The organism is Streptosporangium pseudovulgare (assembly GCF_014648055.1).
In the GTDB taxonomy this organism is placed as follows: domain Bacteria; phylum Actinomycetota; class Actinomycetes; order Streptosporangiales; family Streptosporangiaceae; genus Streptosporangium; species Streptosporangium pseudovulgare.
This window is the reverse complement of the sequence record NZ_BMQJ01000013.1, coordinates 66,405-79,455: the sequence shown is the minus strand read 5'-3', so window position 1 is coordinate 79,455 and position 13,051 is coordinate 66,405. Positions and strand designations below refer to the sequence as shown.

At 71.2% G+C, this 13,051-nt stretch carries 12 protein-coding genes; 3 read left to right on the top strand and 9 right to left on the bottom strand.

Features of this window, described 5'->3' with window-relative positions; genetic code table 11:
• Window positions 1–84 precede the first annotated feature (84 nt).
• The gene (locus tag IEZ10_RS24450; RefSeq protein ID WP_189248861.1) at window positions 85–1,473 is read left to right on the top strand and encodes an FAD-dependent oxidoreductase; all 1,389 of its coding nucleotides are present in this window, start codon (window positions 85–87) and stop codon (window positions 1,471–1,473) included.
• 78 nt (window positions 1,474–1,551) lie between these two features.
• Here IEZ10_RS24450 and IEZ10_RS24445 read toward each other — a convergent pair whose 3' ends face one another.
• Window positions 1,552–2,379: an alpha/beta fold hydrolase gene (locus IEZ10_RS24445; RefSeq protein WP_189248860.1), complete on the bottom strand. Its 828-nt coding sequence runs from the start codon at window positions 2,377–2,379 to the stop codon at window positions 1,552–1,554.
• A 489-nt stretch (window positions 2,380–2,868) separates the two neighbouring features.
• Between IEZ10_RS24445 and IEZ10_RS24440 the strand changes: the two genes are divergently transcribed.
• The gene (locus IEZ10_RS24440; RefSeq protein WP_229811598.1) at window positions 2,869–3,156 is read left to right on the top strand and encodes a Fe-S cluster assembly protein HesB; all 288 of its coding nucleotides are present in this window, start codon (window positions 2,869–2,871) and stop codon (window positions 3,154–3,156) included.
• 129 nt (window positions 3,157–3,285) lie between these two features.
• Here IEZ10_RS24440 and IEZ10_RS24435 read toward each other — a convergent pair whose 3' ends face one another.
• Window positions 3,286–3,759: a hemerythrin domain-containing protein gene (locus IEZ10_RS24435; protein ID WP_189248858.1), complete on the bottom strand. Its 474-nt coding sequence runs from the start codon at window positions 3,757–3,759 to the stop codon at window positions 3,286–3,288.
• 71 nt (window positions 3,760–3,830) lie between these two features.
• Complete coding sequence (locus tag IEZ10_RS24430; protein WP_189248857.1) at window positions 3,831–5,012, bottom strand: zinc-dependent alcohol dehydrogenase; 1,182 nt, start codon at window positions 5,010–5,012, stop codon at window positions 3,831–3,833.
• Window positions 5,013–5,474: 462 nt separating this feature from the next.
• Here IEZ10_RS24430 and IEZ10_RS24425 point away from each other — a divergent pair, with 462 nt between their 5' ends.
• Entirely contained in the window at window positions 5,475–6,050 is a 576-nt protein-coding gene (locus IEZ10_RS24425) for a hypothetical protein (RefSeq protein ID WP_189248856.1), read from the top strand.
• A 331-nt stretch (window positions 6,051–6,381) separates the two neighbouring features.
• On the opposite strand, the gene IEZ10_RS24420 is transcribed toward IEZ10_RS24425, so the two are convergent.
• The 6 genes from IEZ10_RS24420 to IEZ10_RS24395 form a co-directional block, all read right to left on the bottom strand.
• Window positions 6,382–7,095 (bottom strand): aspartate/glutamate racemase family protein, encoded by a 714-nt coding sequence (locus IEZ10_RS24420; protein ID WP_189248855.1) that lies wholly within the window; start codon window positions 7,093–7,095, stop codon window positions 6,382–6,384.
• Window positions 7,092–8,537, bottom strand: a complete 1,446-nt coding sequence (locus IEZ10_RS24415; protein WP_189248854.1) for an NAD(P)/FAD-dependent oxidoreductase — start codon at window positions 8,535–8,537, stop codon at window positions 7,092–7,094. Before IEZ10_RS24415 ends, IEZ10_RS24420 begins: the two co-directional genes overlap by 4 nt.
• 109 nt (window positions 8,538–8,646) lie before the next feature.
• Window positions 8,647–9,525 carry a family 3 encapsulin nanocompartment shell protein gene (locus tag IEZ10_RS24410; protein WP_189248853.1) on the bottom strand — a complete coding sequence of 293 codons (879 nt, stop codon included), beginning with the start codon at window positions 9,523–9,525 and terminating at the stop codon, window positions 8,647–8,649.
• 188 nt (window positions 9,526–9,713) lie between these two features.
• On the bottom strand, window positions 9,714–10,544 hold the full coding sequence (locus tag IEZ10_RS24405; protein ID WP_189248852.1) for a class I SAM-dependent methyltransferase: 831 nt from the start codon (window positions 10,542–10,544) through the stop codon (window positions 9,714–9,716).
• Window positions 10,545–10,777: 233 nt separating this feature from the next.
• Window positions 10,778–11,605: an SDR family NAD(P)-dependent oxidoreductase gene (locus IEZ10_RS24400; RefSeq protein ID WP_189248851.1), complete on the bottom strand. Its 828-nt coding sequence runs from the start codon at window positions 11,603–11,605 to the stop codon at window positions 10,778–10,780.
• A gap of 445 nt (window positions 11,606–12,050) precedes the next feature.
• Window positions 12,051–13,040, bottom strand: coding sequence for a sulfotransferase (locus tag IEZ10_RS24395; protein ID WP_189248850.1), 990 nt, complete (start codon window positions 13,038–13,040; stop codon window positions 12,051–12,053).
• Between the last annotated feature and the right edge of the window lie 11 nt (window positions 13,041–13,051).

The window sequence follows — 13,051 nt, the reverse complement described above, 5'->3', positions numbered from 1 at the left end:
GACCCCGATGCCGTTTGGGACGGGCGGGCGGAGGAACTCCTTTCCCAGCGGCACACACTGACGGCTTGCGAGACGGGCGGGATCATGGCGGAACGGCTGGTGGTGATCGGCGGCGACGCCGCGGGGATGAGCGCGGCCTCCCAGGCGCGGGACCGGCGCGGCCCTGACGACCTGCGGATCGTGGCGCTGGAGAAGGGCTTCCACGCCTCCTACTCCGCCTGCGGCATCCCCTACCTCGTGGGCGGCGAAGTGGGCGGCGTCGAGGACCTCATCGTCCGGCGGCCCGAGGCCTTCCGTGACGAGCAGGCCATCGACCTGCGCCTGCGCAGCGAGGTCACCGAGATCGACCTGGACCGCCGGGCGGTGGCCGTGCGCGACCACGAGGAGGGCCGCGACTACTGGGAGCCGTTCGACCAGCTCGTCGTCGCCACCGGCGCCCTGCCCAACCGCCCCGGCCTGCCAGGCGCCGACGCCGCCGGCGTGTACGGCGTGCAGACGCTGGACGACGGCGCCGCGCTGCTGCGGGCCGTCGAGGCTGACGGGGCGGAGCGCCCGCGCGCCGCCACGGTGGTCGGCGGCGGCTACATCGGCCTGGAGATGGCCGAGGCCCTGGTCCGCCGGGGCCTTTCGGTGACGCTCGTCGAGGCCGGTGAGCAGCCGATGGGCACGCTCGACCCCGACATGGGCGCCCTGATCGCCGACGCCCTGCGCCGGCTGGGGGTCGAGGTGCTCCTCGGCGAGGGCGTGACGGGCTTCTCCGCCTCCGGCGGCCGGGTGGACGCGGTGTGCGTCGGGGACCGGAGCGTACGGGCCGACCTGGTCGTGCTGGGCCTCGGGGCCCGCCCGAACACCGCGCTGGCCGAGGCCGCGGGCATCCCGGTGGGCGAGACCTCCGGGATCCGGACCGACCGGCGAATGCGCACCCCGGTCGAGGGCGTGTGGGCGGCCGGCGACTGCGTCGAGACCTTCCACCTGGTCTCCCGCCGGCCGGTGGCGATCGCGCTGGGCACCCACGCCAACAAGCAGGGCCGCGCGGTCGGCATCAACATCGGGGGCGGGTACGCGAGCTTCCCCGGGGTGGTGGGGACCGCGGTGTCCAAGATCTGCGAGTACGAGGTGGCCCGCACCGGCCTGAACGAGGCCGAGGCCGCCGCGGCGGGGTTCGAGTTCGTCACCGAGACCGTGGCCTCCACCACGCGCGCCCACTACTACCCCGGTGCGCGGGAGATGCGGACGAAGATGATCGCCGACCGCCGGACCGGCCGGCTGCTGGGTGCCCAGATCGTCGGGCAGGAGGGCGCGGCCAAGCGGATCGACACCCTGGCGCTGGCCGTATGGCACGGGATGACCGTGGAGGAGATGACCGGCCTGGACCTGGCCTACGCTCCCCCGTTCGCCCCGGTGTGGGACCCCGTGCTGATCACCGCGCGCAGGACGGCCGAGCACCTCGAACGCCTCCGCACCGGCGGCTGAGCGGGCCAGCACGCCCGGAGCCGGGGCCGGGGGCCGGGCGGATCGGCGGCGTGTCCGGCCCGGAACGGATCCCGCCGTTCAGGCGCGCAGGAACTCGAGCAGGTCGGCGTTGAACCGCTCCTTCTGGCCCGGCACCATCGCGATGCCGTGCGAGCCGCCCTGATACACCCTGTAAACGTTGTCCGGAATGATCCTGGATGACTTCTCCCCGGCCGCCGCGATCGGCACGACCTGGTCGTCGTCACCGTGGACGATCAGCGTGGGGATGTCGAACTTCCCGAGGTCCTCGGTGAAGTCGGTGGCCGAGAAGGCGTCCACGCAGGCCACCCCGGCTTCGATGTTCTGGGCCATGGCCATCAGCCAGAAGGCGTCCTTGTTGCCCTGCGTCACCTTGCTGCCCGGCCGGTTGGCACCGAAGAAGACCTCGGCGGTGTCCTTCCAGAACTGCGAGCGCTCGGCGAGGATGCCGCTCTTCAGACCGTCGAACACCTCCTGCGGCGTTCCCTCGGGATTGCCGTCGGTCCTGAGCATGAGCGGTGGGACCGCGGACAGGAGCACGGCCTTGCGAAGCCGGGACGTGCCGTGCCGGCCGATGTAGCGGGCCAGTTCCCCACCGCCCATGGAGTGCCCCACAAGGGTGACGTCGTGCAGGTCCAGGCTTTCGATGAGGTCTCTGAGGTCGTCGGCGAAGGTGTCGAAGTCGTAGCCGCCCGCGGGATGGCTGGAGCGGCCGTGGCCGCGCCGGTCGTGCGCGATCACCCGGAACCCGTTGTCCTTGACCAGCTTCAGCTGGTCCTGCCAGGCATCGGCGTTCAGCGGCCAGCCGTGGATGAAGACGACGGGCGGGCCGCCGCCCCAGTCGTAGAAGAAGATCTGCGTGTCGTCGCGGGTGGTCGCGTAAGGCATCGTGGAGCGCTCCGAAAGGACCGGTGGTCGTACCGAATGAGGAATGGGTGACGGCCGGTTCCGCGCATCCGGCCGGTCGGAGGTCGGCCCGCCGGTCGGATGTGTGTCTCCCGGGTCACTCACCTCGGTCGATACCGCGGCCATGATGCGCCTAAGGCCATGAGCCGGTCTGCCGTTCTTTGCCTGCGCGCTGTGTTCATGGCGACGCTGCGCGTCGCGGCTCGGGGGCTCTTGGTCCGGTGCCTTCCCTCGTCACTCCGTCGCTCCGCTCCTCCGCTCCTCAGTCCAGACACCGGCGCCCCCTCACGGGCTCCCTCGGTCCAGACGCCGGCGTCCTCTTCCGGCGTTCATCGTGGGGGCGCCGGGCGCCTGGGGGCGGGTGCGGACGGCGCCGGAGGGAAATCCCCTCGCTCAGGTGTCGGCTCCGCCGGAAGCGGGCAAGGGCGGAGAATCCAGCCTTAATTCGGACAAGGAGTAACAATGCTCACAATGACCGACACTGCCGCGCAGGTGATCCGGAATCTCAGCTCGCAGGTGGGGGGCTCGGAGGACACCGGGGTCCGCATCTCCTCGCAGAGCGACGGCACGGACTCGCTGCTGCTGTCGATCGTCGAAGGGCCGCAGTCCGAGGACAAGGTAGTCGAGACGGACGGAGCGCACATCTTCCTGGATCCCAAGGCGGCGGACCTGCTCGACGACAAATCCCTCGACGCCGACGTCGACGAGGGTGGAGGGGTGACCTTCACGATCACCGAACAGATTCCCCGGCAGGCCTGACGGCCTTTCGGGAAGCGGGCCCCGGCCTCGGGATGAGGCCGGGGCCCGCGTTGTATCGGGCGCCCTGACGGGCGCTTCGGGGGGCGTTCCCACTGTGTTCCGGCGGCGCCCCGCCGCGCCGCCGGCGCCCTACTGGCGGGCGCTGGCCAGCGCGAGCGGGTCGGACGGGGCCTCCGCCTTGGCCTTCTCCATCCGCTCGCCGAGCTCCTGGAGCCTGTTACGCCCCAGGGCCTCGCGGACCTGGGGGAACCAGTCCTCTTCCTCCTCCTTGACATGGTGGCGCACGTTCTCGATGAGGACGGTCACCTTGGCGTCGAACCGCTCGTCCTTGGGGTCCATCCCCTTCAGCTCCGACAGCAGCCAGGCCACGACGTGGTGCTCCTCCACGCTCTCCAGGACGTGGTCGGAGGTGTCGGGCACCTCGGCACGCGCCTCCGGGTAGAAGATCGCCTCCTCGATGTAGGCGTGCTCGCACAGCTCCTGGGAGATCTTCTCGACGATCTCCTGCTTCTTCTTGTAGGCGGTCTCGCCCGCCTGCTCGAACTCCTTGAACAGCTTCTCGACCGTCTTGTGGTCGTCCTTCAGCAGCACGATGGCGTCCATGGCCTCATCTCCTTCGGATACCGGGTCGCGGGGACCCGCCTGTTCGGGGGACGTCTTCTCTCGGGGGGTCGTCAGGGGGTCAGGAGGACCTTGATGGCCCCGTCCTGCTTCTTCTGGAAGATCTCGTAGCCGTGCGGGGCCTCCGCCAGCGGCAGCCGGTGTGTCGCCAGGTCCATGACGCCCAGCGGGTCGGAGTCGTCGGTCACCAGCGGCATCAGGTCGTCGATCCAGCGCTTGACGTGCGCCTGGCCCATGCGCAGGGTGATGCCCTTGTCGAACATCTTCAGCATCGGCATCGGGTCGGCCGCGCCGCCGTAGACGCCGGAGATCGAGATCGTGCCGCAACGCCGTACCGTGTCGATGGCCTGGTACAGGGCGGCCAGCCGGTCCACGCCGGCGTTGGTCATCAGGGGGGCGGCGACCGCGTCGGGCAGGAGCCCGGTGATGGTTTGGGCCACCTTGGCGACCGGGGAGCCGTGCGCCTCCATGCCGACCGCGTCGATGACGGAGTCGGTGCCCCGTCCGCCGGTCAGCTCGCGGACCGCCTCCGGCACGTTCGGGGTCGCGGAGGAGTCCAGGATCTCCACACCGTGCCGGCGGGCCATCTCCAGCCGCTCGGGCACGCCGTCGACGCCGATCACCCGGTATCCCAGGTGCTTGGCGATCCGGGCGGACATCTGCCCGATCGGGCCCAGGCCGAAGATCGTGACGCTACCGCCGTCAGGGATGCAGGCGTAGTCCACCGCCTGCCAGGAGGTGGGCAGGACGTCGGAGAGGTAGACGAACCGCTCGTCCGGCGGCCCGTCAGGCACCTTGATCGGCCCGAAGTGGGCCTGCGGGACCCGGAGGTACTCGGCCTGTCCCCCGGGGACCTGGCCGTACAGCTTGGTGTAACCGAGCAGCGCGGCCCCGGTGCCGTACTCGCGCACCTGCGTGGTCTCGCACTGGGCGTACAGCTTCATCTCGCACATCCGGCAATGGCCACAGGAGATGTTGAACGGGATGACGACCCGGTCGCCGGGCTTGATGTGCGTGACCTCCGCGCCGACCTCCTCCACGACGCCCATCGGCTCGTGCCCGAGGATGTCCCCCGGCCCGAGGAACGGCCCCAGCACCTCGTACAGGTGGAGGTCGGAGCCGCAGATCGCGGTCGTGGTGACCTTGATGATCGCGTCGGTAGGCTCCTTGATCATCGGGTCCGGGACGTCCTCGACACGTACGTCTCGCTTACCGTGCCAGGTAAGGGCCTTCATCGCTCTCCTCCTATCAGGACGCCGGACGGCGTGTCTCATCCACGCCTGAGCTGCGACGACGTCCCCCTTACCCACTGAACCGCCCTCAAACGAGAACCCGCGAGGGAGGACACCGGATCTGAGCCCCCGAGTCGTGACGCGCAGCGTCGCGATGAGCCCTCCCAGAACCGGCGCATCCCCCGCTCATTTCGGTCGTCTTTTATTCCGTTTTCCATTCGCACTAATCAGGGAGTGGGCGTGGAGGGTAATTCGTGCGGCGGATCAACGCTCCCCCGGAAGAAGGACGACCCGGCGGCCCGGCGGCGGCCACCATGAAATCGCTATCGCCTGCAGCGGTTCTTCCCTCCGCGTGCAGGTTTCGCACGGATGGGGTCGGCGGACCATCGGCCCAATAGCCGGTTCGTGTCGCCGCCGCATGCGTACCAAATACCTGGGACGACGCCCGAAAGGAAATCGAAGAACGTGAAGATGCGCAAGAAGGCCCTGCTCGCCACGACCGCCACGGCGGCCCTGGCCACCCTCGCCCTGGTGCCGGCGGCTCCCGCCACCGCCGCGAGTTACACGGTCGAGGTCCAGCTCCAGACCACCAGCACCGTGAAGGAATCCGCCGGGGTCACCTTCACCTGCCCCGCCAACCAGGTCATGACCGGCCGTTCGCACTCCGGAGATGAGAACGGCTACACGAAGTACTCCTGCAGCCGGATCCTCATCAACGGCGAGCAGGTGACGGTGGAGTCCCGGAGCTGGAGCTCCAACCAGAAGGAGAGCAGCTCGAACTACGAGACCACCGACAACCGGGTCATCACCGGCCGGTGGCACAGCGGGAACGAGAACGGCTACACGAACTACGAGTCGGGCGCGCTGTGGTGGCAGGGCAGGCAGCTGCGGCTCGTCCCCGGTCCGTGGACCTCGAACCTGCGTGAGAGCAGCCACTCCGTGTCGGCGAGCCCCTACCACGTCATGATCGGCCGGAAGCACTCCGGAGACGAGAACGGCTACACGAACTACCGGTTCGCCTCGGTCACGGTCGACGGCTGAGCCCTCCTACCTCCACTCACCCGGCACCGCCCCGGGCGAAGGCTCTTCCGCCGCTGAAGCCTTCGCCCCGGGCGGCCATCGAAAAGTCATGGGCGGCTGAGCCCGGCACCGCGCCTCGCACCGCCGGACGAGCCGGTGGTCTGCACGCCCGGGTCCTGGCGCGAGAGTCAGGGCCCGGGTTCACCACAGCTCAGAGGCTACTTCGCCGGAACTTCCCCATTGCCGCCGGAAGCTCCGGCGGTCCCTGGGGCGCGGGAGCCGGCTTTCCGGTCTCCGCACACCGCAGAGCAAGGACCCCGAGCCGCGCCGCGCAGCGTCGCAATGAACATCGTCAATACGGCCGGCGGGTCAGACTCAGGTGCACCATCTCGGTGAGCGTCACGATGTCGAAGACCGGCACGCCGGTCCGCTCCTGGATCGCGTGCGCGAACGGCACCAGGTCGGTGCACTCGATGACGACCGCCCCCATGTCGGGGTTGTCGCGTGCGAGCCGTACGGCCTGGCCCAGCACCTCGCGTTCCAGGCGGCCGGCGTCCAGTTCCACGCGCCGGCCTTCGAGCATGACCTCGCGGAACTCGGGTTCCTCCTCCATCCCGGCGACGCAGACCGGCACGTCCTCGGCTCCGACCGCCTCCAGGTGCCGCCGGGTCAGCGCCGTCTTCTTCGCCACCAGCAGCCCCACCTTCCGGCCGGGGCGGAGCATGCGGTGGACCATCGGCAGCTGGATCAGGCTGGAGGCGTAGAGGGGGACGCCGACCGCGCCGGCCAGTTCCCGCTGGAAGAGGACGAGGAAGCCGCAGGCGCCGGTGATCGCCGCCGCGCCCTCCGCCTCCAGTTCCCGCGCCGCGTCGACGAACGGGTCGAGCAGCCGGGGGTCGCCCATGCTCACCACGCGCTCCGGTGTCGCACCCCGCACCACCTTGTAGATCACCGGGAAGCCGAAGGTGACCGGGTTCCTGATGTGCCCGGGGATCTTGGTGAACGAGGTCTCCAGGCACAGCACGCCTATCGGCGCCTCGCCGCCCGTCTTCTCCTCACCGGTCATGGCCACCGCCTTCCTCCGTCTCGTCCGCGCCGCCGGGCCGTACGGCCGCCGTAGCGGCCCGGGTGGAACGGCGCGGGGTCCATGTCGGGTGGCTCGCCGGCGAGGAGCTGGGCGAGCAGCCTGCCCCCGGACGGCGCCAGGCCCATGCCGATGTGGCCGTGACCGCAGGCCAGCCAGAGGCCGCGGTACGCCCCGGCCCGTCCGATGAGGGGGAGGCTGTCGGGGGTGCAGGGTCGCAGGCCGCTCCAGGTCTCGATGATCGGGGTGGTCTCCATCCCGGGGAGGTAGGACCGGACGGTCCGCAGGATGCCCGCCACACGCCGCCGGGATACCGCGGGATCCATGCCGGCCAGCTCCAGCGTCCCGCCGAGGCGCAGCCGGTCGCCGAGCGGTGTGATCGCGACCTTGCCCTCCCCCAGCAGGACCGGGTGCCGCGGCGCGTTGCCCGGCGCCTTGACCGTGACGGTGTAGCCCTTGGCGGGCTGGAGGGGGAGCCGCAGTCCCAGGCGGCGGACGCACTCCGCCGACCAGGCGCCGGCGGCGACGACCGTCTCGGCGGGCGAGAGGTCTCCGCGCGTCGTCCGTACCCGCCGGACCGCGCCGCCCGCGGTCTCGAAGCCGACGACCTCGGTCTCCTCCAGGATCTCGACTCCCATGTCCCGCAGCGTCCGGGCGAATGCACGGAGGAACTCCGGGACGCGCAGGTAGGCGCCCTCCTCGTTGTACAGCGCGCCGCGGACGTCGAACTCGACGCCCGGTTCGAGCGCTCGCAGCTCGTCCGGGTCGAGGACGCGCAACGGCACGCCTCGGGCGACCGCCCGGGGTACGGAGCGGCGTCCCTTCTCGAACCCCTCGGCCGTGTTGAACGCCAGCAGCATGCCGCCCTCGGCGAAGGCGGAGGCGAGACCGTTCCGAGCGGCCGCTCCGCCCGGGCCGGGCGGGCCGGTCGGCGCGCACAGTTCGCGCAGCATCGCCAGGCTGCGTCTCTTCATGTCGGCCAGCACCCGGAAGGCGGCGTCGGCGGTGCGTTCGTCACAGGCGCGGCGGAAGTGCCACAGCCAGCGCGCCAGCTCGGGGTCCCAGCGCGGCCGGACGAAGAACGGGCTCTCCGGGTCGAGCAGCCAGCGCAGCCCCTGGGCCGGCACGCCGGGCTCGGCGAGGGGCGCCGCGCCCTGCGTGCCGACGAAGCCGGTGTTGCCGTGCGAGCAGGACTGCGGGCCGCCGACCGGCCCGCTTTCCACCACGGTGACCCGGGCACCGCCGAGCCGGAGGTGGTAGGCGCAGAACAGGCCGGCGATGCCGCCGCCGATGACGAGGACGTCCGGGTCGTGCCGCGCGGGAGCCCCGTCGAAGGCGTCGAGGCCGCCGGAATCGCCGTGGTCACCACGGTGACCGGAGCCGCCGTGGGCACCACGGTGACCGGAGCCGCCGAGGGCGTCCATACCGTCATGGGCGTCAGCGCCGTCGGAAGCACCGGAAGCGTCAGGGACATCGGGGGCGTCGGAGGCGTCGGGGGCGTCGGGGGAAGGCATCGCCGGCGTTCACCGTCCTTCACAGGCTCACGACGAAGAAGTTGGTCGGGAGGTTGACCACGACGCGCTCGTGGATCTGGGCCATGAGCGCGAGGCCTCCCGGCTCGGCGAAGGTCCCCGGGGGCGGCTCGGCGAAACGGATCACCGAGCGGCCGGCGTCGAACAGCAGGGCGCCGTGCCCGAAGTCCCCGACGAGGGCGGTGCCCGGCTCGACCAGGCGGGTCCGCACGATGAAGACACCGTTCCGTTCGATGTCGTCCATCAGGCTGCCCTCGCCCATGAAGGCGTAGTAGTCGGCGGGGTTGATGATGAGGCCGTCGGCCGTGCCCCCCATCTGCTCCACCTCGTTGCACGCCGCCAGGATCGTGGAGGCGAACGGCCCCCTGGAGGTCATGCGGGCGATCTGCGGCATGTTCAGCAGGCCGCCGGCGCCGCGGATGATCGTGTCGTTCTCGGCGGTGGACAGGCGGACGATGAGCCGGTAGTTGATGAAGGACTCGAAGGTCTCGATGTCCTCCCACAGATCCGGCGGGACCTGGACCCAGGCGGTGGTGGGCAGCAGCTCGGGTACGGGTGAGCGGTGGAAGCGGTTGGCCGCCTCCCGCCGGAGGTCGGCCTCGTGGACCTGCGGAGCGCCGGGGTCCGGGAGACTCTCGTGCCAGTAGTAGCGCCGGGGGTCCCTGGAGAGGTCGACGACCTTGATCATGTTGCGCGCCGGGTAGCGCGGCTTGCGCCGGGAACTCGTCAGCGAGTCGGTGATCGTCACGTCGTACTCGACGACGGCGTCGGTCCCCTTGGCCGCGCAGGCCTCGGCGAAGATCCGTCCCGGGGACATCTCGGTCCTGCGCTGGGCGACGACCTCGGCCATCGTGCGCTTCATGGTGTCTGTCGGCTGCATGGCGTCCTCACTGTCGCGGTGCTGGTCACGGTCGATGTGCCGGTCTGCGGTCGACCACGGCCCGTTCCGGCCGATCGCGGTCGATCACGGCCCGCCACGGCCGGTGATGGCCGACGCGGTCGGCGCGGTCGGCGCGGTCGGCGCGGTCGGCGCGGTCGGCGCGGTCGGCGCGGTCGATGTCGGCACGGTCAGCGTCTGCGGGCGACGAAGACCCCCCAGCCGAACTCCCCCCGGTCGATGGCCGCCTGGATCTCACCGCAGGACTCGGCGAAGGCGAGCATCCAGTCGCGCGCCGCGGCGTCCGGCGTCGTCTCGGCCCGCTCACGCGCGGTCTTCCCCAGCACCCGGTAGGTCTGCCTGATGTGATCTTCGAGGTTGCGGGCGAGGAGGATCTCGAACCCGGCGTCCTCCAGGGCCCGCTGGTAACCGACGAGCGAGTAGCCGCCGCTCCACCGCACCCGGTCGTAGACGTGCTTGCGGGCGCGTTCACCGATGTCCTCCCTGGGCTGGAGGAAGTCGGAGAAGGCGAAGGTCCCGCCGGGCTGCAGGACGCGGTTGATCTCCGCGTGGCTGCGCGGTTTGTCCGGCACCAGGAAGAGCGCGTCCTGGCTGACGACATGGGTGAAGGAACCGTCCTCGTACGGCATGCGCGTCGCCGAGCCGTGCCGGAAGGCGATGCCGGGACGGTCCCCGGCCAGCTTCCTGGCGAACGCGACGCGCTCGGCGCTCAGGTCGAGCCCCTCCCCGCGGCAGCCGTACCGATCGGCGAGGTGGATCAGGAAGTTGCCGCAGCCGCAGCCCACGTCGAGCACATGGGAGGTCTCATCGATCCCGGCCTCGGCCGCCATGATGTCGGAGGTCCGTTCGGCGGCCGCGCGGTAGTCCTCATCGGCGTCGCCGGTGAAGTACCCCGTGTGCAGGACACCCTCGCTGTCCCAGAAGGTGAGGTAGGTCTGCGTGGTCTGGTCGAAGAAGTCCCCGACGTCCTTCTCGGTGTAGACATGACTGGTCAGCGACATCATGTGCTCCTTGTCTCCGTGGTGTCTCGTGTCCCCCGTCCGGCGGCGTCCCGTACGAGGATCCCGGTCGGATGCCTCGCACGGGACGTCTCCGGGACGCCTCGCGTCGATCAGGGGTTCAATGGCGATCGAAGATCCGTGGCGGTCAGGGGAGCCCCGGCCCCAAGGGGATCCCCTCGCGACAGGAGTCCGATGGCGGCCAGGGGTCGTGGCGGTCGGTCGTCCGATGGCGGTCAGGTGTAGGTGTTCTCCCCCGCGCCCGACAGGTGCGGCAACTCCGGCCCCACGACGGCGGCGCCGCCGTCGATCAGGTGCACCGCGCCGGTGACGAAGGACGCCCGCTCCCCGGCGAGGAAGGCCACCACCGCGGCGATCTCCTCGGGGCGGGCCAGGCGGCCGACGGCGTTGTGGTGGCCCATGGCGCGCAGCCGCTCCTCCACGTCGCCGCCCGCAGCCAGCCGGGCCGCGGCCCGCTCCATCGGCGGGGTACGGGCCCCGCCGGGAGCCAGCACGTTGACGGTGATGCCATCGCGCCCGACCTCCGCGGCGAGCGCCTGGGCGAAACGCACCAGGGCCGCGCGGGTCACGCCCGAGAGCGCCAGTGGCGGGATGGGGACGCTCGCCGTCTCCGAGGCCACGAACAGCAGCCGGCCCCATCCGGCGGCCCTCAGGTACGGCAGCGCCGCGAGGGCGAGATCCACCGCGGGCAGCAGCACCTTGCCGACGGCCGCCTCGTAGTCACCCGTCGCGAAACGCGAGGCCGGGCCGATCGGGGGGCTGCCGCCGCTGACGAGGACGATGTGCAGGGCTCCGAGGTCGGCGGCCACCTCGTCCACCCAGCGGCGCGCCGCCTGCCCGTCGGTGATGTCCACGCTCCGGACATGGACGTGGCCGGACGCCACCTCCTTGACGGCGCGCTCGGCCTCCCGGAGCCGGTCGGGGTCGCGGGCACCGATCGCGACGTGCGCGCCCTCCCTGGCCAGCTCCCTGGCGGCGGCGAGGCCGAGCCCGCTGGAACCGCCGGCGACGAGCGCGACCTTGTTCGCAAGGCCCAGGTCCAATCGTGATCCTCTCTGTGTTCACTGCGACGTTGTTCTCATTACGACGCTGCGCGTCGCAGCTCGGGGCTGTGCTGATGGCGACACTTCGTGTCGCGGCTCGGGGGCTGGTGACCGCTGACTTCCCTCGTCGATCACTCGCTGCGCTCACTCTCTCCTCAGTCCAGTCAGCGGCGCCCCCTCACGGGCCCATGGCGACGCTGCGCGTCGCGGCTCGGGGGCTCAAGCCCGGCGTCTTCCCTCGTCACTCCGTCGCTCCGCTCCTGCGTTCCTCGGTCCAGACACCGGCGCCCCCTCGCTGTGTTCATGGCGACGCTGCGCGTCGCGGCTCGGGGGCTCAGACCCGGCGTCTTCCCTCGTCACTCCGTCGCTCCGCTCCTGCGTTCCTCAGTCCAGACACCGGCGCCCCCTCACGGGTCCAGACACCGGCGCCCCCTCGCGGGTCCGATCAGTGGCGCCCCCTGGCGGCGTTCTTCGGGCCGGGCGCCGGCGTGCCTCGTGGGGTGCCGGTGGCCGGGGCGTCGCCGTGCCGGTAGCCGTAATGCCGTAGGAGCGGCCACGACAGCGCCGTCGCCGCCAGCCTGGCCGTGGCAGGCAGGCCCGTCCGCCAGGCGTCGTCCCGGTCCCGGATGACGGTCACGCCGGTGCGGAAGCGGTCGGGGTTGCCGGTGACCGTGTGGTTGGGGCGCAGCTCGACGGCCCGGTCCCGCACCGGGTTGCCGGCCGGGTCGGCGCCGCAGAGCCGCAGGAGTGTCTCGACGGTCCCCGCCGGGTCGGCGGCGAAGTCCTCGTAGCGCAGGAGGAGCGACCGCTCCGGGTGGCGCCGGGTGATGGCCCGGGAGGCCAGGTTGAAGCCGTCCCAGTAGGCGGTGCTCTTCGCCGCGGACATGGCGTAGACGTACTCCTTGGGCCGGCGCCAGGAGTGGGCCACCGCCCGGGGGTCCCGTACGAGGTGGACGTAGTACGGCCGCACCCCGTCGAGGTGGGGCAGCAGGGCGGCCTCGCCGGGGATCTTCGTGGTGTCCACGATCACCCGCGCTCCGGTTCGCTCGGCGATGGCGTGGTAGGTCCGGGTCATCAGGGCGGCGTGCTCGCGGATGTCGTCGCGGTACGGCCCGCGGCCGAGCACGCGCCAGGTGTGCCGAGTCCGAACGCAGGAGAGCTGGCGGCGGACGACGGCGGCGGCGTGCTCGTGCGCCGTCATCCCGGCCGGGCGGACGGTCTCCAGGATCTCCGACCAGATCGGGCAGCGGGTCAGCGTCTCGCCGCAGCCGCACAGGTTGTTGGCGCCTTTGCCGACGCTGTTCCTCCACAGGAAGTGCAGCTCACCCACGTGGAAGAACCCCGGGATCTCGTTGAGGACGTTGCCGATGATGGTGCTGCCGTTGCGGCACCATCCGGTGATGCACAGGATCGTGAGGGGCGACGGTGTGTCCATGGGGGCTCCCT